The following is a 24,010-nucleotide window of genomic DNA, read 5'->3' on the forward strand; positions in this document are numbered from 1 at the left end:
AGAAGGACTAGTCCCCATTCCCCAGTCCCCAGTCCCCAATCCCCAATCCCTACTCCCTACGGCGTTTCCGTCCGTTGCTCAATCGCCTTACTTGGCGGAATCTCTTCAAGAGGAATCAGCGCTTCGATCACCGACTTCACAATTGGCGCAGCGACAGTAGAACCATAAGCACTTTCTCCTTTTGGCTCATCCACCAGTGCGAACACTACATAGCGAGGAGATTCCACCGGTAAAATAGCCACAAAGCTGGTCATTCTAGCACCCTTGATGTAGCCGCCAGAAGGACTAGCTTTTTGGGCTGTACCGGTTTTACCAGCAATCCGATATCCGGGAATTTGTGAAGCCTTCCCGCTGCCGTCAGTAACAACAGTTTCCATCATTTCCACAACCTTTTGGGCTGTTGCGGCTGAGAAAATTTGGCGTGGTATAGTGCGATTGGGTGAATCATGCATCTGCCCTTTGGTATCAATCAACCCTTGGACTACATGGGGTGTTACCAACTTACCGCCATTGGCTAAAGCACCGTGCATTTGCACTAGCTGTAACGGTGTCATAGAAAAACCTTGCCCAAAAGAAGTAGTAGCTGGTTCAATTGGCGAAGCGATAAATTCTTCTTGACTTTTGAGCCGACCGCTAGCTTCAAAAGGTAAATCTGTATCAACTTTTTGTCCTAGCCCCAAGCGTTCTAGCCAGTTGTAATAGATTGAAGGCTTTAAGCGTTGGATAATTTTCACCATGCCAATGTTGCTAGAATTTTGGAGGATTTGGGCAATGTTGATTTGCCCATAACCATTGTTCATCGCATTTTTGATGGTGTAATTAGCCACTCGAATAGAACCGGAGTCATTAAACACATCATCGGCTTTGATCACACCATTTTCCAGAGCGATCGCCACATTCAAAGGCTTAAAAGTCGATCCCGGTTCATAAAGATCCGCTACCGTCCAGTTTTTAAATAGGGAGATATTAGCTTTACCATATTCATTAGGGTTATAAGTAGGTTGAGAAACGAGGGCGAGTAAGGAACCATCCAACGCATCCATGACAATTACCGCCCCACGTTTGGCATTAAACTTATCCATCTGTTGTTTGAGCGCAACGCGGGCAATTCGTTGCAGACGACTATCAATAGTGAGTTGCAATCGCAAATCATCAAAATGCAAAAAACCTTCAGGGGCATGATCCGGCATCACTGAGCCATCACCCGACCGACTGAGCCGCACTGTTTGCACAGGACGTTCTAGCAACTTCTCTTGAGAGTATTCCACACCTGCTTGACCACGGCGGTCAATATTCACATAGCCCACCACATCAGCAACCAAATCGTCTGGCGGGTAAAATCGAGAGTATTTTTGAATCCACTCCAGGCCATTTAAGCGCAAAGAAATGACGCGATCGATCATTTCTTCTGGTATGGCTGGGGCAAGTATAATTCCGCTTTTTTTGCTTTGAAAAGTTTTTACCAATTCAGCAGTATCTTTTGCCAATATTGGGGCAAGTCGCTCTGCTATATCCTCATTAGACTTATCAAACAGCTTGGGATGAGCGTACAAAGTATACACAGGGCGGTCAATCGCCAACAGATTACTATTGCGATCTACCACCGGGCGACGCGGCATAAAAGGTCGCAAATTCAACATTTGCTGGCTGCGTGCCTGCTCAGTTAACTTTGGCCCCTTGACAATTTGGAGATTATACAATTTGATACCCAACCCCAACCCGGCTGCCATTAATACGCCCCAGACTATGAACATTCGAGACTTGGTGGTGGATGTTTGGTCTTGGATCTTAGAGGCTAATCTTCCCAAAATCCCTTGTCTATAACCCTTTTGTCGCCTTGTAAAAGCTGAATTCCGAAACTTTCTAAATTTTGTTTTGCTTGGTGACTTCTGCATTGGGTTCGTCCTTTGTCATTTGTCTTTTGTCATTTGCCACAAATCTGAGTCCTAATCACTAATGACAAATGAATAATGACTCTTAACCTTTTACCAATTCTCCAAAATCAAGCTACAGATACAAGAGGTGGAAACTCAAATTGCAGCGTTTTTCATCTCTTTGAAGCACAATCTTCGCGATTACGAATTACGATTAGTATCCCAGTGGTGAGAGTGTTTGCTGTTTCGTTTCAGAACTTGGCGTTGTGTTAGACGATTCTGGCTTAGGACTTAGAGATGCTGGAGGCAAGAAAATCATCCCTTGAGGAGTTGGTGAAACCAGCCCTGCTGTTGGTTTTTCTGCTTCATCAGCCATTTTATTTGTCAGCGTCGCATTAGTTGTCGTTAGCATTCGCTCATGACGTTGGAGCTTTTGCAGTCTTCGATATGACTGACTCCAAAGCTCTTGGGAATATACTGTCCAGCCATAAACAGCAAGTGTCGATGCTACTAACAAGAACGCCAAAACTGACGAATAACGGTGAAAGGTGTACAAGCGCAGCAACCACCCAGGTGTCGCTCCAGAATTAGGTATTGTGGGTAAGCGAAGAAAACCTACCCCCGAACTCTTCTGCTTGGTACTCGACTGCTCATAGAGATTTGGCACTTGTTGTTTACCCAACTTTTTCACCGATTTGGGCATAACTGCCTCATTTTTAGGAGAAACCGCTAAATTTTTTGAGGAACGCCGTTGTCTTTGAGAGGATACTGGTGGGGCTTGAGTAGCTGATGTAGAAGCGCTCTGTGTTGCTGAGTCATTAGGCGCAGAGCGTCGCCTTCCTAAAGAAAGGATAGAATTTTGCCAAAACCGATTACCTCTTGTAGAAACAGCAGATTTACGAGCAACTACCATAAATTTTTTTAGAGAAAATACTGTACTTTAGATTGATTGTCTAAATTGTCTTTTTTTGCTGAGGTTACAATCACCTTCGGTGCAACAAGCACACATAACAGACTACACCCTTTTAACTGTTCTGATAGGTAGCTGCACCAATGTTTCCAATCAGCGATTATAAACTGGACAGCCTACCTCTTAGGTATTGCACCTAAAGTATGGCAACGTCGAGTAGCAAGGTGCAATACTCCATGAAAAAAAACTAAAATTTTTTGCTATGATAGCTCGGTTAACTATTAAATTTGGTAATTTTCGTCTTTCTCCTGAGTTCAGAGAAACTAATCAGATGGCTGTAGGATATACAATCCCAAAGAGAATACCCCAAAGGATTGTTTTTTTAAATATGTAATCTTGTAACATTAAAAAAAAAGCAATAAATACGGTATCGTATTCAACAGGCGAAAAATTGTTCTAGCCACAATTGGTGAAAGAGGAGTTATGAAAACAAAAATCTTTGGTTTTGCTTTAATGTTAAGTCTGGCTGCGATTCTCGGAGCCTGTGAAGGTGGTGGCGGTGGGACTGGTACTAGCACTCCCGCTGCTACAGGTGAACCAACTGATGCACCTCCCGCAGCTACTCCCCCAGCTACACCCGCAGCTACTCCTAAATAAGGCATCTTAAACTTTAGCGAATTTAGCGAAAGCGTTCCTCACTACATAGCTTGAATTAATTAGGCTCCCACAAAAACCAGCATTTTTATGTTGGTGTCCCAGAGCCTAGAGTTTGCTCAAATATCAGCTAAGTAGGGGAGTAAGTCAAGGACACTGGTAAAGAGGGTTACATCCTCAACCAAGTGTCCGCCGTTAGTTCTTCCCAGATCAAACCTTCTTCCCAGCCCAAGGAAGTTGAGTGATGTGAATTTAAGGCATTTTGTAGGCAAAATACTTCCCTCATTGGGTATTTAGAATTGCTTAGACTACTGAGCTTTGAGAGGGAAAAACAATTGATTGCGATCGCTGGCAATTGCTCTTGAGTATTCCCCATAGTCTATTTTTTATCAGGAAAGACCTGGTAATATCACTTGATATTGCCAGATTTTTATTATTGGGAAAATTTGGGCATGGGATATGGGAAAAATAGATTTTCATCCTGCGTTGTGAACGCAGTTCAGGAGATGGGGAGATTTAGAGCGATAAATGCAGTAAAATTACTTATTTTAATTGTAACTAGTGGAATATTAGTTGTATTAAGTAGCTATTGGGGATCAGCAGTAATAGCATTACCGCCACCAGACGATACGCCAGAAGAGATATTACGGACAAAGATTATCATAGAAGCGCGATCGCCTATTGATGGAAAATTCCTAACAGCTGCCGAATATATCCAATTGCAAGCCCAGCTGCAAGAAGTCCCGCCACCGAAACTAGACCCCAACATTCGGGATCAGATTTTCTTGCTTCGCTTACGTAAAACATTGTTTCAGTTTTTCCCCTTTTTAAATTTTTAATAAATTACTCCAGTTTCAAAAATCAAGAGCTTTCCCCCAATCCCCATTCCCCAATCCCCAGTCCCCAGTCCCCAGTCCCCATTCTGATGTAGGATAACGGTGGCGACAAAATTGCAAATAAATGTAAAGAATATATATAGATATTAAAAAAGTAGATTTAGTCAATCACGTTATTTCACTTAGGTAGCTTCATGTCCATGACCACGATCGCCCCTGAACAGGTTAACAGCATCGTTTGGAATCAGCATAACGATCCCTTTGAAATACTAGGTTCTCATCCCATAGAACAAGACGGCAAAACTGTCTGGGCTGTGCGGGCCTACTTACCAAATGCAAGTGCAGCATGGGTCGTTCTTCCTGAACAACGTAAAGAATACCCAATGCAAACAGTGCATCATCCCCACTTTTTTGAATGCACCATTGAAACTGCCGAACTGGCAAACTACCAGTTACGGATTAAAGAAGGAGAACATGAGCGTGTTATCTATGACCCTTACGCTTTCCGTTCTCCCCGCTTGACAGACTTTGACTTGCATTTGTTTGGTGAAGGCAACCATCACCGGATATATGAAAAACTGGGAGCGCACCCCACGGAAATAGACGGCGTTAAAGGCGTTTATTTTGCCGTTTGGGCACCTAACGCTCGTAATGTTTCATTGTTGGGAGATTTTAATCTCTGGGATGGACGCAAACACCAGATGCGTAAAGGCCCCACCGGAATTTGGGAATTGTTTATTCCTGAAATCGGTGTGGGAGAGCATTACAAATATGAAATCAAAAATTTTGAAGGACACATTTACGAAAAATCTGATCCTTACGGTTTCCAACAGGAACCCCGCCCAAAAACGGCATCCATTGTCACTGATTTAGATACTTACAGTTGGAGTGATGAAGACTGGATGGAAAAGCGGCGTCGTACTGACCCGCTAACTCAGCCAGTTTCAGTTTACGAAGTGCATTTAGGCTCTTGGTTACACGCATCGAGCGCAGAACCAGCTAAACTCCCCAATGGTGAAACGGAACCTGTAGTTGTCGTTTCGGAACTGAAACCGGGCGCACGCTTCCTTACCTACCGAGAACTAGCTGACCGACTTATTCCTTATGTCAAAGAATTAGGATACACCCACATAGAAATGCTGCCCATTGCGGAGCATCCTTTTGATGGTTCTTGGGGTTATCAAGTAACTGGTTACTATGCCCCTACCTCGCGTTTTGGCAAACCCGAAGATTTCATGTATTTTGTTGACAAATGTCACGAAAATGATCTAGGGGTAATTGTGGATTGGGTTCCTGGCCACTTCCCCAAAGATGGACATGGTTTAGCTTTCTTTGATGGTAGCCACCTGTACGAACATGCTGACCCGCGCAAAGGCGAACACAAAGGATGGGGTACTTTAGTGTTCAACTACGGTCGCCATGAAGTTAGTAATTTCCTCGCCGCTAATGCCCTCTTCTGGTTCGACAAGTACCACATTGATGGGATTCGGGTCGATGCTGTTGCCTCGATGCTCTATAACGACTATTGCCGCGAACCAGGAGAATGGCTGCCCAACCAATACGGTGGCAGAGAAAACCTAGAAGCAGCAGATTTTCTGCGTCAGGTAAATCACATTATCTTTAGCTATTTCCCTGGTATTCTCTCAATTGCGGAAGAATCCACTTCCTGGCCAATGGTATCTTGGCCTACTTATACAGGCGGACTGGGCTTTAACTTGAAGTGGGATATGGGCTGGATGCACGATATGCTGGATTACTTCAGCATGGACCCTTGGTTCCGGCAGTTCCACCAAAACAATATCACCTTTAGTATGTGGTACAACCACAGCGAGAACTTCATGCTGGCTCTGTCTCACGATGAAGTCGTGCATGGTAAGAGCAATATTATTGGTAAAATGCCGGGGGATACATGGCAGAAGTTAGCGAATATCCGTTGTTTATTTAGCTATATGTTTGCTCACCCAGGCAAGAAAACCATGTTTATGAGCATGGAGTTTGGGCAATGGAGTGAGTGGAATGCTTGGGCTGATTTGGAGTGGCATTTATTGCAGCATGAAGCCCACCAACAGTTAAAAACATTTTTCCGGGAATTGAACCATCTCTACCGTTCTGAACCAGTTTTGTACACCCAAGATTTTGCGGAACCTGGGTTTGAATGGATTGATTGTAGCGATAACCGCCATAGTGTAGTTTCCTTCATGCGTCGCGACAAGGATTCTGATGATTTTGCGATCGTAGTTTGTAATTTTACACCGCAACCCCATTCTCACTACCGCATCGGTGTACCGCAAAAGGGATTTTATACCGAGTTGTTTAATAGTGATGCGCGTCAATATGGCGGCAGCAATATGGGCAACTTAGGCGGTAAGTGGACAGATGATTGGTCTTTGCACAGTCGTCCTTATTCGCTAGATTTGTGTTTGCCACCTTTGGGTGTGTTGATTCTCAAGTTGGATAAGAAGAAGACTGCTGAGATGATGGGATAACACTTTGGGTGGGGCATCGCCCACCCTTAATACTATTTCTTTTTAAAGGGGGAGAAAAGGGTAGCCAATGGCTACTTTTTCCCAATAACCATCAATTTACTCTGAATCGGATTTTTCATACCAATTCAATTAATGATTGCAATACATCTTTGGGTAAAGACGCGATGAATCGCGTCTCTACAAATGGTCTATTTATCGCATTCTTTTTTCAAATTGGTATCACTTTGAGTTTTTGCGGATGAATTATTAGCAGCATTTGCACTGTCTTTCTGTAACTGGCTTTTTAACAAATTAATTAAACCTTCAGAAAGTTGTGATAATGAATTTTCTAATTGTGGTGAAAGTTCTAAGGGTAAACTACCAGTACGCAAATGTAGGGAGCGTTGGGGGAAGGGAATATTGATGTTTTTTTGTCTGAGAATTTCATCAATCTGAAAATATAAGTCACTCTTAATTTGAAACTGCTTGCGGGGTTTAGAAATCCAAACTAATAACTGAAAATTTAAAAAATCTTCACCATATCCTTGAAACCAAACAGTAGGATGTGGTTTTTTTAAAATATCAGTATTTTTCAGCGCTACTTCTAATAATGCAGACCGTATAATATTGATACTCACACCATAAGCAACTCGTATTGGTAATACTAGACGACATGCTGAAGTCTGATGGTTCCAATTGACTACTTCTGTATCTAAAAAACGGGAATTTGGCACAATCACTACGATATCATCTAAGGTGCGGAGGTAAGTGCTGCGAGCATTTAAACGCTCTACTGTTCCCATAAACTCGCCAACTTGCACAAAGTCGCCAATTTCAATAGCGCGTTCAAAAGTAATTACAAAACCGCTTACCAATTCTTTAGCAACTCCCTGCAAGCCAAAGCCGATCGCTACACCAAAGACACTGGCTACTATTGCTAAAGAACTGATGTCTAAACCCCAAATTTGTAGTAATAAAACTGTCCCGATAAAAATTAGACTGTAATAGATAGCAATGGCAATTGATTCTTGTACACCACGGCTAACATTTGTCATGCGTAATACGCGCGATCGCAGCAGATTAGTTAAAGTTCCAGCAATCGCTAATACTCCAAAAAGTAAGCTGATGAATATAATTATATTGATGACTGAATAAGAACTTTCACCAATAGTAATCACTGGAGAAGTTAAGCTCATCCAGAGAATATTGGCAATGCTTCTGCTCCATTCTCGCGTTAAGGGGAATAAGTCGGTAATGTAGATAGCTATTCCTATCCACAGTAGCGATCGCACCATAACCAGCGTCAATTGTAAAAATAGCTCGATTCCTTTGGGTTGCGCTCCCGTTTCTGGGTGATTAGCTTCTCTAGGAACCAGTCGCCGTAACCAATAGCGCCAAACCCAACCCAAAATAAAATGGAGTGCGATCGCGCTTAATACAGATAAAACTACTACTAATATTGCCCGCCAAAAATAATCTAATCTGCGTTCTTCTTGACCTTGTTCAACTGCTTCTCTAATTCGTTGCGCCCAAATTTCTGCTTGTTCCTGTTTTGTTCTCCCAGTGAAAGTATCTTGTTGAGTCACCGTTAATAGGTGACGATTATTTACCAGAATTACAGGTAATTGATTAGTTTCTACAATCTCTACCTTCACACCACCTGAAGAACGGACTGCTTCTCTTAAAATTAAGTTGGCATCACCAGCACGATTTTCCGCGCTAAATTGTCCTGCTTCCGAAAGTTCAAATAACTGACGACCATCTACTGTAATATGAGCAGTTGGTCTTGATTGAGCTTGCACCAACATTTCAGTAGTTAACAGCCATCCAATCATCATGAAGACAATTACCAGGATGGCAATGGCTTTCCGAAAGTGATGAAAGCTATTCATAATATCATGTTTTTATAAGGAAACTTTTTTTATAAAATAAAATTGTTAGTGTTTTTAATTATAATATTAGGTCGCACATCGCATTAATATACTGTGCATGGATATTAGGAGTACTTTTATGGTTCTACAAGTTAACCCCATCCAAAAAGAACCAATTGTTACTTGGGAAGCACTTCCAGCCGACTTCATTTTACCTGACGATCCAGTGGAAAATATTCAACAACCCGCGATCGCTGCTGCGCTTACCGATGCTTTGGGAAACACAGGACGCATCCAACCTCAAATGCTGATTGGCTCTAATTTTGGACTTGTAGCCACAGTCAACAAAAAAATCGTTGTCAAAGCACCAGACTGGTTTTACGTACCTCAAGTGCAGTCTGTGGGAACAAATGTAGTTCGTCGCAGCTATACCCCCAATTTAGAAGGTGCTGCGGTAGCTGTGGTGATGGAATTTCTTTCAGACACAGAAGGTGGAGAACTATCAGTCCGCTCAAGTCCACCCTACGGTAAACTCTATTATTACGAAAAGATTCTCCAAGTTCCAACCTACGTAACCTATGACCCTTACGAACCCAGTCTAGAAATACGGTGCTTGCTAAATGGACAATATACTTTGCAGCAAGCAGATAGCAATGGACGTTACTGGATTCCTGAGTTAGAGTTATTTCTCGGAATTTGGCAAGGTGAAAGATTATGTCAAACCATGAATTGGCTGCGCTGGTGGGATAGAGAAGGAAATTTGCTGTTGTGGAGCAGTGAACAAGCCGAACAGGAACGCCAACGCGCCCAACAGGAACGCCAACGTGCCCAACAGGAAAGCCAACGTGCTGATATATTAGCAGCTAAGTTACGTGAGCTAGGTGTTGACCCTGATGCATAGGTGTAGCCGGTGTAGCCCACACTTCTCTACGAGACGCTGCGCGTAGCTTGCTTCCCCGGATGGGTAAGGCAAGCTACTTCGGCTGCGCTCAGTACAAGTCAGTGACCATCGTAGACATCGCATAAACTCAAGGGATGCTGGGAATAATAATTTTGGGACATCAGCACCAAAATTCCATGAAACAGCAAAAAAATCAGTTCAGCCATCTCACTGCGATCGAAAGAAGTTATCTGTCATTTCCGGCACAGTTTTTGTTAAATCAAAACCTTTTACAAGGCAAAATACTAGACTTCGGTTGTGGCTTTGGTAATGATGTTAAAATATTGCGCCAAAAAGGTTTTGATATTACAGGCTATGACCCTTATTATTTTCCAGAATATCCTGATAATAAATTTGATACCATAATTTGCTTTTATGTTTTAAATGTTTTATTTACTGAAGAACAAACTAATGTTCTTATGGAAGTATCACATTTATTAAAACCAGGAGGTAAAGCTTATTATGCTGTAAGAAGGGATATCAAGAGGGAAGGATTTCGAGAACATTATGTCCACAAAAAGCCAACATATCAATGTATTGTCAAACTTCCCTTCCCTTCAGTTTGCTTAGATGAAAATCGGGAAGTGTATGAGTATGTCCACTATAATCACCAGCGTAATTCATCTAATTATTGTATATTCTGTAATCCCCATAAAAATCTGAACCTCTTAACGGAATCAGCAACAGCTTATGCTATTTTTGATGGCTATCCAATCAGTAAGGGACATGTTTTGGTTATTCCCAAACGTCATGTTAGCAGTTATTTTGAATTACCATTGAAAGAGCAATCTGCTTGCTGGTTTATGGTGAACAAGGTACAAGAAATTCTTAAAGCAGAATTTGAACCTGATGGTTTTAATATAGGAATGAACATCAATCGAGCCGCTGGACAAAATATTATGCACGCCAGTATTCATATCATCCCTCGCTACAAAGGTGATACTGTTGGCGCTAAAAGTGGAATCAGGAACGTTATTCCTAAAAAGCAATAGTTTTTTTTACTGACAGCTTTTAGTAGTAAATCTTGATTTATGACAAATGCATAAATCTGAAAAACTCAGTTTTTTGAATCTTATTAAAAATATTACAAAATATTTCAGTTAACCCAGATTATCTGGATCTATTCCCAGCGCTCTTAATTGTTCTGTCAATTGTTGCACCCGTAGTTCTGCTTGTTGAGCGCGTTGTGCTTCTTGTTGAGCGCGTTGTGTCTCTTGTTGAGCGCGTTGTGTCTCTTGTTTTACTTGTTCTGCGGGCGTGAGATACCGTTTTCCTTGCTCATCATACCAATACATCCATTCCCGCGTTACACCACAATAATTTCCCCTTTCGCAACCAATTCCTAAGCCAATCTCTGGTAGCCAAACGGGATTTCCCTCTTGCAATTCATACTTACCATTGACTAACTTATGTACTTCCAGATGTGGTTTGCGGCGGCGACGAGAGGAATAAATCACGTAATAAAGTACACCTAAAGCCTCATATTCATTCAACTTAGTAGTGTATTCTTTGCGATAATTTTGGGAAACTACTTCTAGCACGAAAATCGGTACAACATCTTCATCCCACAGTACATAACTGGGACGCAGTTCTTCATCATAAAACCGCTCTACCCCTAAGCTCAAAAACCCATCTGGCACAATGGGCGGTTTATCAGGGTGATAATAAATACCCATATCTATGGCAAAGAGCCAATCCATGCGTTCTGACCAAAGTATCAGCAGGATCGCCTTTAGTAAGCCTGGTATTAATTCTTGCAGTTCATTATCCACAGGCATTTCATCTGAGTCTGGCAGTTCCTCGGCTGAGGGCAAGTACCTTGGCAAGTTGTACTCTAACATGGCTGGTTTCCCCAAAACTCAAAGGATATTTGGCTCACCAGAATTATAGCGATTTCTGGGCTAGCGATGTCACCATAGCAATCCGATAGCGAGTCTTGTCTACGACACGCTACGCGAAAGAGCGTCTTTGATTTGGAGAATCACTCGTAGAGGTAAGCGACTGCGGACATTAATAAATATATTAGGTGCTTGGTGCTATTCATGCTTTATATTTAGCAACAGGGTGGTGCAAACAGCCAACTCATGTTCAAAAACTTAGGAGGCAGTACCCAGCAGGAGCACACTCACGCTTCGATACTATCAGCACGTAGTGTAAGTTAAAGTTAAGTCGATATTCAAACGAATAATTTTTGCTGAATTGCGACAGATAAAGACTAAACTAAAAAGTCTTGTGCAGCAAAACCTGTAGCTTTAAATGAAGTAATCATGTCTAAGGTTCTTGTCTCTGATTCGATTGACCAAGCTGGAATTGACATTCTTTCGCAAGTTGCAACCGTTGATGTCAAACTAGGTCTAAAACCAGCGGAACTGATCGCAATTATTGGTGAGTATGACGCGCTGATGATTCGCTCTGGTACGCGCGTCACTCAAGAAATCATTGATGCCGGCACTCAGCTAAAAATCATCGGTCGTGCTGGTGTGGGTGTGGATAATGTGGATGTTCCCGCTGCCACACGTCGGGGAATTGTGGTAGTCAATTCTCCAGAGGGAAATACAATTGCTGCGGCTGAACACGCGCTAGCAATGATTTTGGCTTTGTCTCGCCACATCCCTGATGCTAACGCTTCGGTGAAACGCGGTGCGTGGGATCGCAATAGTTTTGTTGGCGCGGAAGTCTACAAAAAAACTCTCGGTGTTGTCGGTTTGGGTAAAATTGGCTCCCATGTTGCAGCTGTAGCTAAGACAATGGGGATGAAACTCCTTGCTTATGACCCTTTTATTTCTACAGAACGAGCCGAACAAATTGGCTGTCAGTTGGTGGAACTAGATTTACTCTTCCAGCAAGCAGACTACATCACCCTCCACATCCCGAAAACCCCAGAAACTACCCACTTAATCAATGCCACAACTCTGGCAAAAATGAAACCCACAGCCCGGATTATTAACTGCGCTCGTGGCGGGATCATTGATGAAGTAGCTTTAGCAGCAGCTATAAAAGCGGGTAAAATCGGTGGTGCAGCTTTGGATGTGTTCGAGTCAGAACCACTGGGTGAATCTGAATTGCGATCGCTAGGAAAGGAAGTTATCCTCACCCCCCACTTGGGAGCCTCTACCACGGAAGCTCAAGTGAATGTGGCCATTGATGTTGCCGAACAAATTCGCGATGTCCTTTTAGGACTACCAGCACGTTCAGCCGTAAACATTCCCGGACTCGGCCCCGATGTGTTGGAAGAACTCAAGCCCTATATGCAACTAGCAGAAACTCTAGGTAATCTAGTAGGACAGCTAGCCGGCGGACGGGTGGAAGTACTCAATATTCGACTACAAGGGGAACTCGCTACCAACAAAAGTCAGCCTTTGATCGTAGCCGCCCTCAAAGGACTACTTTACCAAGCTTTGCGGGAACGGGTAAATTACGTAAATGCCAGCATAGAAGCCAAAGAACGCGGAATTCGGGTAATTGAAACCCGCGATGCTTCCATTCGAGACTATGCTGGCACATTGCATCTAGAAGCCACGGGTACTTTAGGTACTCATTCTGTCACAGGCGCTTTGTTGGGTGAGCGGGAAATCCACCTCACTGACGTTGATGGTTTCCCAATTAACGTCCCACCCAGCAAATATATGTTGTTTACCCTACACCGCGATATGCCGGGGATTATCGGCAAACTCGGTTCTCTACTCGGCAGTTTTAATGTGAATATTGCCAGTATGCAAGTAGGTCGTAAAATCGTCCGTGGCGATGCCGTCATGGCTCTGAGTATAGATGACCCTTTACCAGAGGGCATTTTGGATGAGATTATTAAAGTCCCTGGTATTCGGGATGCGTATACGGTAACTCTCTAATTTTGGATTTTGGATTTTGGATTTTGGATTGGTAATGGCTAATTGCTCATTGTTTTTCCCATTGGTCATTAACCATTACCTACTCCCCAATCTAAAATCTAAAATCTAAAATCTAAAATTGTATGGCAAACACCTGGTGGGAATTAAATATTTTATGTGAGCCAGACCTGGAAGAATCGATCTTTTGGCGACTGGAAGATTTTGGCTGTCGTGGTACAGCTAGTGAAAATAAAGGAGATTCATCTTTAGTAAGGGCTTATTTGCCGACAATTCAAACACAACTACTAGATTTGGCGGCCCTGTCGCTGTGGCTGCGTCAAGATGCCCTCTGTGTAGGAGTTTCGTCTCCTTCCCTACAATGGCAATTAATTGATGAGGAAGATTGGGCGACTAGCTGGAAACAATATTGGCATCCGCAGGAAATAGGCGATCGCTTCCTAATTAACCCCGCGTGGCTGCCATTACCAGAAACAACCGAACGGTTAGTAATTCTTCTCGATCCTGGTGTAGCATTTGGTACTGGCAACCATGCCACCACTCAGCTATGTTTGGAATCCCTGGAAATGCGGCTCAGTGAAGTTCCTCAGTCCTTTGTGGGTACTGGTGGCAAACATGAACATCTAGTAATTGCGGATATTGGCTGTGGTTCAGGTATCCTTTCCATTGGGGCGCTGCTACTGGGAGCAGAGAAAGTCTATGCAGTAGATAATGACCCTTTGGCAGTGCAATCAACTATCAGTAATGGTGCGCTGAACGACATTAGCCCAGAACGTTTACTACCTGCACTAGGAAGTGTAGACGTTTTGGCAAAACTAATTGAGAAACCAGTTGATGGTATCGTTTGCAATATTTTGGCTCATGTAATTATTGAATTAATTCCAGAAATGAGTGCGATCGCAAAACCTGAAACTTGGGCGATCTTCAGTGGTATTTTACTAGAACAATCTAAAGCTGTTGCTGACGCCTTAGAACAAAATGGTTGGGTTGTCGCTACTCTGTGGAAACGAAAAGAATGGTGTTGCTTAAATGTACGTCGTTCTTAACCCAGTTAGAGAGACGCGATAAATCGCCGTCTCTACAGGTAATTTATCCATCAATTATTTGTTGACAGACTACTAGTACACTGTGGCGGAAGTTTGGCTACCTTTAACAAATAGCGATCGCCAGTACTCTAGATACTAGCGATCGCTATTTGTTATCGTTATCGTCTTATACTGCCTGTACTTACCTCCACCTTCTGTGATCCTTCAACGATTTGGTAGAGTTTTTCTTCAAATTTTTGCATACATGCCGACCAATCAAATTCGAGTATAGAAGGGCGAGCGTGCCGAGTCATATCTGCTTTCAAGTCGGGATTTTCTAGAATTGCAATCACCTTTTGGGCGAAGTCTGTGGGGTTGTTGGGTTGGGCAAGAAAGCCGTTATGACCAGGAGATACTTGTTCTGAGGTTGACGGTGCAACAACGGCAACCAGAGGGGTTCCAGAGGCTAGTGCTTCGTTATTTGTAGTGCAGAAGTTCTCGGTCACAGAGGGGTTGACAAAAACATCCGCTCTAGCAAACCAACCTAAAAGTTCTGTACCGTGGGACTCGCCCCATACAGTAACACCCGATCCAAACTTTTTGGCACGCTCCCGGATCTCTTCATCTAGCGGGCCACTACCAACAATCACCAGATGCACATCAGGAATTTTGGCAGCTATGACTGGAAATATATCAAGCAGTTGGTTGACATTCTTTTCGGGTGTGATCCGTCCGACAAACAAAAGAGTCGGGCGGTGATCATTAGGAATTGGGTTGTAACAAATGTTTCGTGGGTGAAATTTTTCGCAATCGATGCCTTGATAAGCGACGTATTCAGCGCGTTGGCATTTCAGTTCTTCGTATTTAGTGAGTTGTTCTTTAGAAGAAAAGTAATTGAAGTCATAAGACTCACTAAATTGCTTGACTAAAACAGGAACGATGGGACGAACCAAGTTAAAGAATTTATCCCCAAAGTAATATTTGATATATGCAACAATATCAGTATGAAAGAGTGATATTATTGGCGTGCCTGTTCGTTTTGCGTATTGAGTGCCAATCGGGCGACCATAACCTTGCAAGAAAAATGAGTATAAACCTCTCATTTGGGCTGCTTCTTCAACCACGATAATGTCGGGTTTGAATTTCTCCAGCAACTTGGTATCACTCCAATGACGATAGCTCAATGGTTGAGGAAGAGACTTATAGAATACCAGTGGTTCTGTAGGGAATGCGTAAGCAGAGAAATTGGGAAAAGACTGAATTTCCTCTAAACCTGCCATAGGGCGATCGCCAACATTTTTGGGGTAGCGATCGTTGATTTGTGGATGGATTAAAAAAACCTCATGTCCTTGCTCTAGCAACCAACGAACCCGTTGGTGAACTGCGACTGAAACTCCAGTCAAGAAAGGAGCGTACAACCCTGTAAATAGTGCAATGCGAAGTTTTTGCTTAGTCATAAAAAAAGGGAATATTTCACGAAAATGCTGGTTTTGAATTTAGGATTTACGCAGCTTATGTTTCATGAACATCCTGATAATTTGATTCAGGAATTCCCACCAATACAGTTAGACTAAGGATTTACGCATTGTCAAATAGCCGAAATTGTCGATTTTGAAGTGGATGTTTATAAACCTGGATTTAAACTATCAAAACATCCAAATTACTAAGTCAAAATTCCCCTTAATATATTTGTCTAAACCCTTGCCATTAATGCAAATACATTTTGCTAATCAATAAGAGAAAGCGTGTATTCTGACAAGGGTTATAGCTAATATATTTCTACTAAATATAAGATAATATAATTTGAAGACTAGGGAATGTTTAGTGTAATAACTTTCATACCCTAGTTCATATTTAGCGATTTAGTTCAAAGAGAAACCTTGCTATCAATAGGCTGATCTAACCATTGATAAGGGCGATATTCAATTAGCCGGACATTCCAGGGCCCTTGAACCCGATAGCTGACACCGCGCCAGGTGACTGTTGATGTCCACAGGGATGATAGCATTGCTAACCCATAAACCCACTGCGTCAAGGGAATCGCAATCAACATTTTGATGATTGTAGCAACTGATAATTTTGCGATCGCCTGGTCATTAGAGCGAATCACTCGCTGTATCTCTAATTCCAACACGAGCATGATCAAGAGTAATCCGACAGTATAGACTCCATAGCAGCCTAACAAGAGAGCCGCAGCTTCCCATTTTGCCTGTAACAACGACTCTAGAACTAAGATGATAACTGTAGTCGGAAACAAAATGCTAGAAACAGCCTCACTAACTAAAGCTAACCAACGTGGGTGATAGAGTCGAGAATAAAGAATGAGGCGCTTGAGATAATCTATTAAGTTGAATAAATCAGTCTCTTCACGATTTACTGTCAGCAGCGAAGGCACAAACTTTATTTGCAACCCCTGTTTTTTGAGGATGTCGTGCATCATAAAATCTTCGCCTAAAGCTTGTCCCCACTTATCAAGTAGTTCTGTTTGGCGAAGCACTTCTGTTTTCACAGCCAAAGTCCCACCCCAAGGGATTTGGAAGATAAACATTTGCACTACTGTGGATACATTACCGGCGTAGCGCACTAAAGATCCCCAATACCTACCTGTAGGTACATACCAACGATTACCTGTTGTCGCCCCTACTTTCGCATCCCTTAAAGGACTGACTAATTCTCTAAGCCAATTCACATGGACTATAGTATCAGCATCTACTAAGGCAACCACCTTGTAAGAATCATCCAACTCACCGACAGCTTGGATTAAAGAGCTACATTTGAGACTACAATTGTTGCGTACTATTCTCAAAGAGCTAATTTGAACGTTGGTCGCTTCTTGCTCTGTGATGGTTTCACTGGCAATTTTCCAAGCGGGATCTTCGTGACTATCAACGATTAATTTTAAATCATACTGTGGATAGTTTTGATTTAGGAGCGATCGCAAACATCGAGGCAAAAACGGATCGGCTCCGCGTAAGCAAAGAATCACTGCGGTTTTGGGTAACTGATCATCTGGTAATAAGTTTTTTTTAGATGAGCGCAGATACCATATAAAGACAAGCGTGAAACACACCTGAATAAACAACCAACCTGTCAAAGACTTAGACAGAAATATTGCCAAATCTTCCATTAATTTTTTAGTCTCCGACAGAATGAGGGATTGGGGATTGGGGATTGGGGATTAGGGATTGGGGAATGGGGATTAGGGATTAGGGATTGGGGATTGGGAATCATAAATATCTTCTAGAAAGCCAGTTCCCAGTTGCCAGTCCCCAGTCCTCAGTCCCCAGTCCCCAGTTCCCAGTCCCCAGTCCCCACTCCCTTTACGAATCCAGCGAATATTTCATGATGATATTGACAGTTGTATTTTTGTTTACAACAAAACTGGCATCACGAAATTTTGGTGTACCTGTTTGTATGGACACAGTTGGATTTTTGGAAATACCAAAACCTTCTGTGGGAATACCGAAAAAGTCTTTATTGAGTTTGCGATCGCCATTTTGATCATCAACTACGGCGACAGCATAAGTTCCAGGCTTCAAGCCGGAAAATTCTTTTGTTACAGAATTGCCAGTAATCTTAGCGCAGCCACTTTGAGCTTCACTAGTACTACTCATCGGAAATCCTTTTTCACTTGCGTAAACTCTGAAGCAAACCTCACCTTTTTGGTGACGTATTCCATTTACAACAACACTTAGTGTTGTTGTTGGCTCTGCATTCACTGTTTTAGCAAAGCTGAGGCTCACTAAAGTAGCAAGCAAAACATGAGATAGTTGAGATAGTTTCAGCATGATTTTGTAGTGAATAATAGGTGATTTTGAACTGCGAAAAAGCTGGCGATCGCAGCTTTTATTTCTGAACTGATTTGTTTAAAGTGTGACTTGCTGTTCTTGCATTGATAGAGGTTGCGAACCTTTCCATAGTCTTTGCAGTGCTATTAGCAAATCTTTCAGCAAAAGATATTCTGTTCCTTTTAACTGCTGATGTAGACTTATATGACAACACAGCCGTTCATTCAAACTCAGGGGACTAAGCCAAATGGAAAGTATATACTCCCAGATTATTCTCCAATGTGGTAATAAAATTTGTCCTTTCTTTGCTGAATCAAACCACACTGAATATGCATAATAATCAGGCATTGTACTCAATAATGATTTGTCATTTTTGTCAGCAAACAGCAAGTAATTAGGAAAGAACATACTCATTGATTGTTGTGGATGGCTTCTGGGAAAAAACAGGTATTCAGGGATTTCATAAAACCGACCAAGAAGACCAAGCCTTAACAAGAGAATTCCATCTGCATTACCATAACCACCCATCTGTGGTATCATTCTCAGGGCACTGGCGCGAATTACTCCATAGCATTGATAACATAAATGTTTGATCAGCAATTCGTGAAAACGCTCGTGTGGTTTTAGTGCATCTGCCTTGAGTTTGATATTGTAATTTTGGAGATAATTCCCCTGTTCATCAATGAAATATGCCTGGGAGTGACACAAGATTATGCTAGGATCTTGGTCAAGCACCTCAACACACTTCTTGATAAAATCTGGAGAATGTAGATCATCATAGGCTGCCCATTTAAAATACTCACCCGAAGACAATTGAAAGACGCGATTAAAGTTACGAGCGCAACCTATATTCTTGTCATTACGGTAGTAACAGATGCGTTTGTCTTGTTCGGCGTAAGCTCTACAAATTTCCTCAGTTTTATCTGTAGATGCATTATCTGAAATAATTAATTCAAAATCTTCAAAGGTCTGATCCAAGAGTGAATCTATGGCTGCTTTGATAAATTTTTCACCATTGTATACAGGTAATCCGATGCTTAATCGTGGCTGATTACTACTCATAGAAAACAAGTATTCGGAAAATCTGTGGATTATTTTATGCTTAATTGCAGATAATTGTTAGGCAGATGCAACGGAAGAATTCAGAATTCAGAATACTTTGATAGCAAGCTTAATAATTTCAATAAAATCAAGCGTACTCTAGCTTCGTTATTTTGTAATCATTCTGAATTCTGACTCCTGGCTCCTGAATTCTCAAAAATCTGAGGATTATTTCATCAAGCTTTGAATATCTGTTTTTTGCAGCCATTCATGTGTTCGCTGCATTCCTTCTTCGAGGTCAATTGCTGGTTTATAATTTAACAGGTTTTGTGCTTTGACAATAGAACAAGCGTAGGGACGAGTCATAAAATCTATAGACTCTGGTAAGATATCAACTTTTTTCCGAAAAAGTTTTTGTCCTTGAACGCGTAACTTTAGAAACAACTTGATTTCGTCTTTCGATAATGAAAGAGGTGCTTGTAAATCTTCCATTGCTGCTAAACGCATAAAATACTCTTTCCACGAAGTTTCTTGTCCGTCGGTGATATTAAATATTTCACCGTAGGTTTCTTTTTCTATCGCCAGAAAGATGCCATTAATCAGATTATCTATATATACGTGATTGATAACTCCTTTAGCATCATTGGCACAGGCAAATAACTTTTGGCGCATCATCAGAATTGGTCTGACTATCCAGGGAATACTTCCTGGGCCGTAAACATCGCCGGCTCGAATAACAATGATACCCAAATCTGAGGGATTATTCAGTTCTAAGACTGCTGTTTCAGCTTCTATTTTCGTTTGACAGTAAGGATTATTTTCGCCAGAAAGTGGCCCGGATTCTGTAACACCATCAGGATAGTTGAAACCGTAAACCATCACACTGGATAGATGCACAAATGTTTTGACCCCAGCCTGTTTAGCGGCTTTAGCCATGTTGACAGTACCACCAACATTGACTTCACGAAAATGCTTAATTGCACCAGCTTCTTCGGCAATTTGCTCTGTATGTAAAACTATATCTACTCCCTGACAAGCCTTTTGAGCAATAGTAGAATCGGTAATACTACCAATAATTACCTCTACACCTAAATTCTGTAATTGTTTGTTCTGTTCTGTAGAACTTTGTAGTCCCCGAACCTTCATTCCCTGGGCTATGGCTAACTCGGCTGTACGCAAACCGACAAATTCATTAATTCCAGTAATTAGGAGGGTTTTGTTGTTGAGGTTCATATAGTAAAGGTTATACCAATTTTGGATTTTTGATTAAAAGAAAAGTGCTAGTTTTGATAGTTTGTAGTAAGGACTTTAGTGCTTATAAAACAAGGACTAAAATCCTTACTATGAACTTGCTTATCTTTAACAAGTTGTTTTGGTTAGAAAATATCTCCCGGATCTGCGGAGCGGAGTTTGTTGATCGCAAGCGCTCCTGATGTTATGCACATTAAAACTGTGGAAGTTAAGACAATCACTGCATTATTAGTGGTCATCATTATTGGTAGTTTAGTTGCTTCTGCCGCAAAGCTATATAACAAAACAGAAGTAATAAATCCTGGGATATAACCTAAGATTGCTAAAATCAAAGCTTGTTGAAATACCACATTTAATAAGTAGCTATTGGCATAACCAATGGCTTTTAAAGTGGCGTATGCAACGAACTGTGTAGCAATATTGCTGTAAAGAATTTGATAAACAATAACCACCCCAACAACCGCAGCCATTGTCAACATCAAGTTAAGAATAAAACCAATGGGTGTTCTGACAGCCCAGTATTGTTTCTCAAAATCAATGAAGCCTTGGCGGGTAAAAACTTGGACATCATTAGGCAAACTTGCTTGCAAATTTTTTAGTACTTTTTCGGCATTAGCACCAGGTTTGAGGGAAATCAAACCGACATCAATCATATCTGCTGGACGAGTATTGGGATTTATCCTCAAAAAAGTTGAGTCACTAACAAGCAAATTTCCATCTACCCCAAAGGAAGGGCCTAATGTGAATAAACCACCAATTCTTACTCTATAGCCAATTAATGAACTGTAGGGAAATATTTCAATTGTCTGTGCAGTTTCTCCCGCATTAAATTTTTCAGCTATTGGGCCAAACTCTGGGCGAGAACCTCGGTCAAAAAGCACGACATCGGGAATTTTGAGTTTATCTAAATTTTTCTCCACTTCTGGGAGATTCATCACCGGTCTACCTGGATCGAAACCAATAACATATATTGAATATTTCTCACTAGTAGCCGGATTTTTCAGTTTGGCAAATTGCAAATACATGGGGCTAACTGAATCAACGCCATCAAACCCCAAAGATTGGTATAAACGAGTCCGCGAAAAACTTTGATTTGAGGTCAAAGATTTATATTGCGAACTAACTAAAAATAAATCTCCTTTGAGATTTTGATGTACAGCAGTTGCACTGGAATAGAGGGCATCTTGGAAACCAAGTTGCACAAACATTAGCAGCACAATAAAACCAATTCCGGCTACAGCTACTAGTAAACGAACTTTTTGCTGGGCTAGCTGTAGCCATCCTAAAGGAATTTTAAAATTCATGGATTTATTTTCATTTGTCATTTGTCATTTGTCATTTGTCATTTGTCATTGGTGAATGACATCTGCCAATTGACTAAATCTGAATGGCGACATCCACTTGTAAGTTAGTTAAACGAGCAACTTTTTCACTATCTGCGGGATTATCGATGGAAATTTTAACTTCAACTATTCGGCGGTCTGTGTCTGAACCAGGGTTTATGCTGAAGATGTTTTGCTTGTCAACTTGCCAACCAATTTCTTTGACAGTTCCTTTTAATGTTCCATTAAATGCAGTGCTGTTAATGGTGGCTTTTTGTCCTACACGCACTTTTTGAACATCGGTTTGATACACCTCTGCAATCACATACATTTGAGATGTTTTACCGATTTCAGCAAATCCTTTGTTGGTGTTGATTACTTCTCCACTTTTGGCGTGAATTTTCAAAATTTTGCCATTTATGGGAGATTTTATATAACTTAAATCCAAGTCGGCTTTTGCTTGTTGAACAGATGTTGTTGCACTGTTGACTTCGGTTTGTGCGACTTGAACATCTACACTACGCACTTCGCTAATACTGGTGAGTTGTGCTTGTGCTTGCTTAACTTGTTCTTGGTATGTGTCTTGAGTTCGCTTGAGGGTGGCTTGAGCTTCTGCTAGCTGCTGTTGGGTAGTTTTTAGTTGCAAAGCTTTGCTATCTGCTACAGAAGCCGCGATCGCACCTTGTTTATATAATTGCTGATAGCGGTTATTCTCGGCTTGAGCGTTGTCTACTTCCGCCTGGATGCGGGCAATTGTCGCCTCTTGAGTTGCAACATCCCCTTTATATTGTGGCTCTAACCGGGCAATTACAGCCTTTTGAGCATCAATATCTCCAGTTTTACCTCCAGATTTCACCTGCGCTAGTTTAGCTTTGGCAACTTGCAGTTGGTCTAAAGCCTGTTGCAATGCAGTTCTAGAACGACCATAATTTTCGAGATAGGCCAGTGTTTGCCCAGCTTTAACCGCATCTCCTTCTTTCACCAACAGTCTGTCTACTCGCACCCCATTATTGGAAGCAGGAGCAGTCAAAGAAGTAACTTCACCTTCTGGTTCCAAACGTCCCAAGGCTGTCACAGCAACTTTTGCAGGTGTGGCAGCTTTTGGTGAATTTGCTGGTGGTGTCTCAACTTTTGGTTTAGACCAAAACGGTACCAAACTATAAAAAGCGATTAATCCAGCCGCTAAAGTTAGAGAAGCTGCTAAAATTACTTGCGATCGGGCTACGGGTTTTGTGAATAATCGGCTTTCTTTATTTACTGCCATATTTTCATTCCAATTCTGCTTTTTTAGGAGATAGCCTGGTTATATTTAGTCGATTAGATATAGACTCATCCGCAAATTACCAAGAGGATTTTGCCTCTAGGGTTTCTACCTTAATAATGTGGATGAATCTAAATTGGTTTTATATGAATTGTTCTACGCTTCTACCGCCCAAAGTTACTATTGTGGCGTGAAAATTAATGGAGTGTTACTTCAAAGCTTCCTAAGTTATATCCTAATTTGACATCTAATCCAGTAGCGTAAAATACAATAGCGCTAACCAGAAAACTTAACTCTCAAGAACAACGAAGCGCTAATAAAAATGAACTAAAAATTGGATAAACTTGTCATTAAGTATGGCGTAAAATTTGATTTTTGTCAACCAAAAAGCTTTGCATAAATCCTGATTCTCTCACTAAATTATTTCATCCCAGTAAGATGAGATGCTGCAAAAGTTACTTGTCACTAATCTCTTGTTTAGCAATTGAATACCAACAGATAGTTAGTTATTAAGCAGATTTGATATTACTAACAGATTATTATTAGCAAGGTTGTGTACTATAAGACATTATTATTGCTTTCGATTCTACTAATTCAATGTATGAAGTGATACCTTTGGTGAGTTAACGGACGTTAAAAGGGCGGTTAGAAACCGCGTCTACACGAGACTTTACCCACCTCCGTGGGTTTAAAACACCCAATTTTTCTTAGTCCGCGGAGGCGAATTACTCTGCTGTTTCGCTGTGAATTTAGGCACTTTTCGATCCCCTCTAACGCCCCTTAAAAAGCTACGGTGTATACACAAGTCTAAAATAGCTGAAAAACCCAAGGTTTTACCCCACCCTAACCTTCCCCGATGCATTGGGGAGGGAACTAGATTTTCTATTTCCTTGGCAAGGGGGGATTAAGGGCTTTCAAGGGTAGGGG

At 41.6% G+C, this 24,010-nt stretch carries 19 protein-coding genes; 7 read left to right on the top strand and 12 right to left on the bottom strand.

Annotation, left to right across the window (positions count from 1 at the left end; genetic code table 11):
* Nucleotides 1-56: 56 nt before the first annotated feature.
* Together A4S05_RS31275 and A4S05_RS31280 are read right to left on the bottom strand one after the other, a co-directional pair.
* Nucleotides 57-1,895, bottom strand: coding sequence for a peptidoglycan D,D-transpeptidase FtsI family protein (locus A4S05_RS31275; protein ID WP_069073664.1), 1,839 nt, complete (start codon nucleotides 1,893-1,895; stop codon nucleotides 57-59).
* Nucleotides 1,896-2,088: 193 nt separating this feature from the next.
* Nucleotides 2,089-2,787: a hypothetical protein gene (locus tag A4S05_RS31280; protein WP_069073665.1), complete on the bottom strand. Its 699-nt coding sequence runs from the start codon at nucleotides 2,785-2,787 to the stop codon at nucleotides 2,089-2,091.
* A 480-nt stretch (nucleotides 2,788-3,267) separates the two neighbouring features.
* On the opposite strand from A4S05_RS31280, the gene A4S05_RS42225 reads away from it, so the two are divergent.
* Entirely contained in the window at nucleotides 3,268-3,441 is a 174-nt protein-coding gene (locus A4S05_RS42225) for a hypothetical protein (RefSeq protein WP_176727164.1), read from the top strand.
* Between the two features lie 166 nt (nucleotides 3,442-3,607).
* Here A4S05_RS42225 and A4S05_RS40825 read toward each other — a convergent pair whose 3' ends face one another.
* On the bottom strand, nucleotides 3,608-3,814 hold the full coding sequence (locus tag A4S05_RS40825) for a hypothetical protein (RefSeq protein ID WP_141699856.1): 207 nt from the start codon (nucleotides 3,812-3,814) through the stop codon (nucleotides 3,608-3,610).
* A gap of 130 nt (nucleotides 3,815-3,944) precedes the next feature.
* Here A4S05_RS40825 and A4S05_RS31285 point away from each other — a divergent pair, with 130 nt between their 5' ends.
* Together A4S05_RS31285 and glgB are read left to right on the top strand one after the other, a co-directional pair.
* Nucleotides 3,945-4,277 (top strand): hypothetical protein, encoded by a 333-nt coding sequence (locus A4S05_RS31285; RefSeq protein ID WP_069073682.1) that lies wholly within the window; start codon nucleotides 3,945-3,947, stop codon nucleotides 4,275-4,277.
* A gap of 191 nt (nucleotides 4,278-4,468) precedes the next feature.
* On the top strand, nucleotides 4,469-6,760 hold the full coding sequence (glgB, locus tag A4S05_RS31290; protein WP_084227335.1) for a 1,4-alpha-glucan branching enzyme: 2,292 nt from the start codon (nucleotides 4,469-4,471) through the stop codon (nucleotides 6,758-6,760).
* Nucleotides 6,761-6,948: 188 nt separating this feature from the next.
* On the opposite strand, the gene A4S05_RS31295 is transcribed toward glgB, so the two are convergent.
* Nucleotides 6,949-8,631: a mechanosensitive ion channel family protein gene (locus A4S05_RS31295; protein ID WP_069073667.1), complete on the bottom strand. Its 1,683-nt coding sequence runs from the start codon at nucleotides 8,629-8,631 to the stop codon at nucleotides 6,949-6,951.
* A gap of 118 nt (nucleotides 8,632-8,749) precedes the next feature.
* Between A4S05_RS31295 and A4S05_RS31300 the strand changes: the two genes are divergently transcribed.
* Both A4S05_RS31300 and A4S05_RS31305 read left to right on the top strand, forming a co-directional pair.
* Nucleotides 8,750-9,511, top strand: coding sequence for a Uma2 family endonuclease (locus A4S05_RS31300; RefSeq protein WP_069073668.1), 762 nt, complete (start codon nucleotides 8,750-8,752; stop codon nucleotides 9,509-9,511).
* Nucleotides 9,512-9,687: 176 nt separating this feature from the next.
* Nucleotides 9,688-10,542 (top strand): HIT family protein, encoded by an 855-nt coding sequence (locus A4S05_RS31305; RefSeq protein WP_069073669.1) that lies wholly within the window; start codon nucleotides 9,688-9,690, stop codon nucleotides 10,540-10,542.
* Nucleotides 10,543-10,650: 108 nt separating this feature from the next.
* Here A4S05_RS31305 and A4S05_RS31310 read toward each other — a convergent pair whose 3' ends face one another.
* Nucleotides 10,651-11,391, bottom strand: a complete 741-nt coding sequence (locus A4S05_RS31310) for a Uma2 family endonuclease (protein WP_069073670.1) — start codon at nucleotides 11,389-11,391, stop codon at nucleotides 10,651-10,653.
* Nucleotides 11,392-11,817: 426 nt separating this feature from the next.
* Between A4S05_RS31310 and serA the strand changes: the two genes are divergently transcribed.
* Nucleotides 11,818-13,398, top strand: a complete 1,581-nt coding sequence (serA, locus tag A4S05_RS31315; protein ID WP_069073671.1) for a phosphoglycerate dehydrogenase — start codon at nucleotides 11,818-11,820, stop codon at nucleotides 13,396-13,398.
* A gap of 122 nt (nucleotides 13,399-13,520) precedes the next feature.
* Nucleotides 13,521-14,441 (top strand): 50S ribosomal protein L11 methyltransferase, encoded by a 921-nt coding sequence (gene prmA / locus A4S05_RS31320; protein WP_069073672.1) that lies wholly within the window; start codon nucleotides 13,521-13,523, stop codon nucleotides 14,439-14,441.
* A gap of 158 nt (nucleotides 14,442-14,599) precedes the next feature.
* On the opposite strand, the gene A4S05_RS31325 is transcribed toward prmA, so the two are convergent.
* From A4S05_RS31325 to A4S05_RS31355, 7 genes are all read right to left on the bottom strand, one after another.
* Complete coding sequence (locus A4S05_RS31325) at nucleotides 14,600-15,877, bottom strand: glycosyltransferase (protein ID WP_069073673.1); 1,278 nt, start codon at nucleotides 15,875-15,877, stop codon at nucleotides 14,600-14,602.
* A gap of 410 nt (nucleotides 15,878-16,287) precedes the next feature.
* Entirely contained in the window at nucleotides 16,288-17,547 is a 1,260-nt protein-coding gene (locus A4S05_RS31330; protein WP_069073674.1) for a glycosyltransferase family 2 protein, read from the bottom strand.
* A 193-nt stretch (nucleotides 17,548-17,740) separates the two neighbouring features.
* A complete protein-coding gene (locus tag A4S05_RS31335; protein ID WP_069073675.1) occupies nucleotides 17,741-18,208 on the bottom strand; it encodes a DUF2141 domain-containing protein in 468 nt (155 codons plus the stop codon).
* A gap of 78 nt (nucleotides 18,209-18,286) precedes the next feature.
* The gene (locus A4S05_RS31340; protein ID WP_069073676.1) at nucleotides 18,287-19,270 is read right to left on the bottom strand and encodes a glycosyltransferase family 2 protein; all 984 of its coding nucleotides are present in this window, start codon (nucleotides 19,268-19,270) and stop codon (nucleotides 18,287-18,289) included.
* A 207-nt stretch (nucleotides 19,271-19,477) separates the two neighbouring features.
* Nucleotides 19,478-20,482, bottom strand: coding sequence for an NAD-dependent epimerase/dehydratase family protein (locus A4S05_RS31345; protein ID WP_069073677.1), 1,005 nt, complete (start codon nucleotides 20,480-20,482; stop codon nucleotides 19,478-19,480).
* 143 nt (nucleotides 20,483-20,625) lie between these two features.
* On the bottom strand, nucleotides 20,626-21,804 hold the full coding sequence (gene devC / locus A4S05_RS31350) for an ABC transporter permease DevC (protein WP_069073678.1): 1,179 nt from the start codon (nucleotides 21,802-21,804) through the stop codon (nucleotides 20,626-20,628).
* Between the two features lie 73 nt (nucleotides 21,805-21,877).
* Nucleotides 21,878-23,086 (bottom strand): ABC exporter membrane fusion protein, encoded by a 1,209-nt coding sequence (locus A4S05_RS31355; RefSeq protein WP_069073679.1) that lies wholly within the window; start codon nucleotides 23,084-23,086, stop codon nucleotides 21,878-21,880.
* Between the last annotated feature and the right edge of the window lie 924 nt (nucleotides 23,087-24,010).

The sequence above is a fragment of the Nostoc sp. KVJ20 genome (assembly GCF_001712795.1).
GTDB lineage: Bacteria > Cyanobacteriota > Cyanobacteriia > Cyanobacteriales > Nostocaceae > Nostoc.

What these genes read in the sequence shown, in the direction of transcription:
- A4S05_RS31275 (WP_069073664.1), bottom strand. Translation starts at nt 1,895, where the DNA reads ATGCAGAAGTCACCAAGCAAAACAAAATTTAGAAAGTTTCGGAATTCA.
- A4S05_RS31280 (WP_069073665.1), bottom strand. Translation starts at nt 2,787, where the DNA reads ATGGTAGTTGCTCGTAAATCTGCTGTTTCTACAAGAGGTAATCGGTTT.
- A4S05_RS42225 (WP_176727164.1), top strand. Translation starts at nt 3,268, where the DNA reads ATGAAAACAAAAATCTTTGGTTTTGCTTTAATGTTAAGTCTGGCTGCG.
- A4S05_RS40825 (WP_141699856.1), bottom strand. Translation starts at nt 3,814, where the DNA reads ATGGGGAATACTCAAGAGCAATTGCCAGCGATCGCAATCAATTGTTTT.
- A4S05_RS31285 (WP_069073682.1), top strand. Translation starts at nt 3,945, where the DNA reads ATGGGGAGATTTAGAGCGATAAATGCAGTAAAATTACTTATTTTAATT.
- glgB (WP_084227335.1), top strand. Translation starts at nt 4,469, where the DNA reads ATGTCCATGACCACGATCGCCCCTGAACAGGTTAACAGCATCGTTTGG.
- A4S05_RS31295 (WP_069073667.1), bottom strand. Translation starts at nt 8,631, where the DNA reads ATGAATAGCTTTCATCACTTTCGGAAAGCCATTGCCATCCTGGTAATT.
- A4S05_RS31300 (WP_069073668.1), top strand. Translation starts at nt 8,750, where the DNA reads ATGGTTCTACAAGTTAACCCCATCCAAAAAGAACCAATTGTTACTTGG.
- A4S05_RS31305 (WP_069073669.1), top strand. Translation starts at nt 9,688, where the DNA reads ATGAAACAGCAAAAAAATCAGTTCAGCCATCTCACTGCGATCGAAAGA.
- A4S05_RS31310 (WP_069073670.1), bottom strand. Translation starts at nt 11,391, where the DNA reads ATGTTAGAGTACAACTTGCCAAGGTACTTGCCCTCAGCCGAGGAACTG.
- serA (WP_069073671.1), top strand. Translation starts at nt 11,818, where the DNA reads ATGTCTAAGGTTCTTGTCTCTGATTCGATTGACCAAGCTGGAATTGAC.
- prmA (WP_069073672.1), top strand. Translation starts at nt 13,521, where the DNA reads ATGGCAAACACCTGGTGGGAATTAAATATTTTATGTGAGCCAGACCTG.
- A4S05_RS31325 (WP_069073673.1), bottom strand. Translation starts at nt 15,877, where the DNA reads ATGACTAAGCAAAAACTTCGCATTGCACTATTTACAGGGTTGTACGCT.
- A4S05_RS31330 (WP_069073674.1), bottom strand. Translation starts at nt 17,547, where the DNA reads ATGGAAGATTTGGCAATATTTCTGTCTAAGTCTTTGACAGGTTGGTTG.
- A4S05_RS31335 (WP_069073675.1), bottom strand. Translation starts at nt 18,208, where the DNA reads ATGCTGAAACTATCTCAACTATCTCATGTTTTGCTTGCTACTTTAGTG.
- A4S05_RS31340 (WP_069073676.1), bottom strand. Translation starts at nt 19,270, where the DNA reads ATGAGTAGTAATCAGCCACGATTAAGCATCGGATTACCTGTATACAAT.
- A4S05_RS31345 (WP_069073677.1), bottom strand. Translation starts at nt 20,482, where the DNA reads ATGAACCTCAACAACAAAACCCTCCTAATTACTGGAATTAATGAATTT.
- devC (WP_069073678.1), bottom strand. Translation starts at nt 21,804, where the DNA reads ATGAATTTTAAAATTCCTTTAGGATGGCTACAGCTAGCCCAGCAAAAA.
- A4S05_RS31355 (WP_069073679.1), bottom strand. Translation starts at nt 23,086, where the DNA reads ATGGCAGTAAATAAAGAAAGCCGATTATTCACAAAACCCGTAGCCCGA.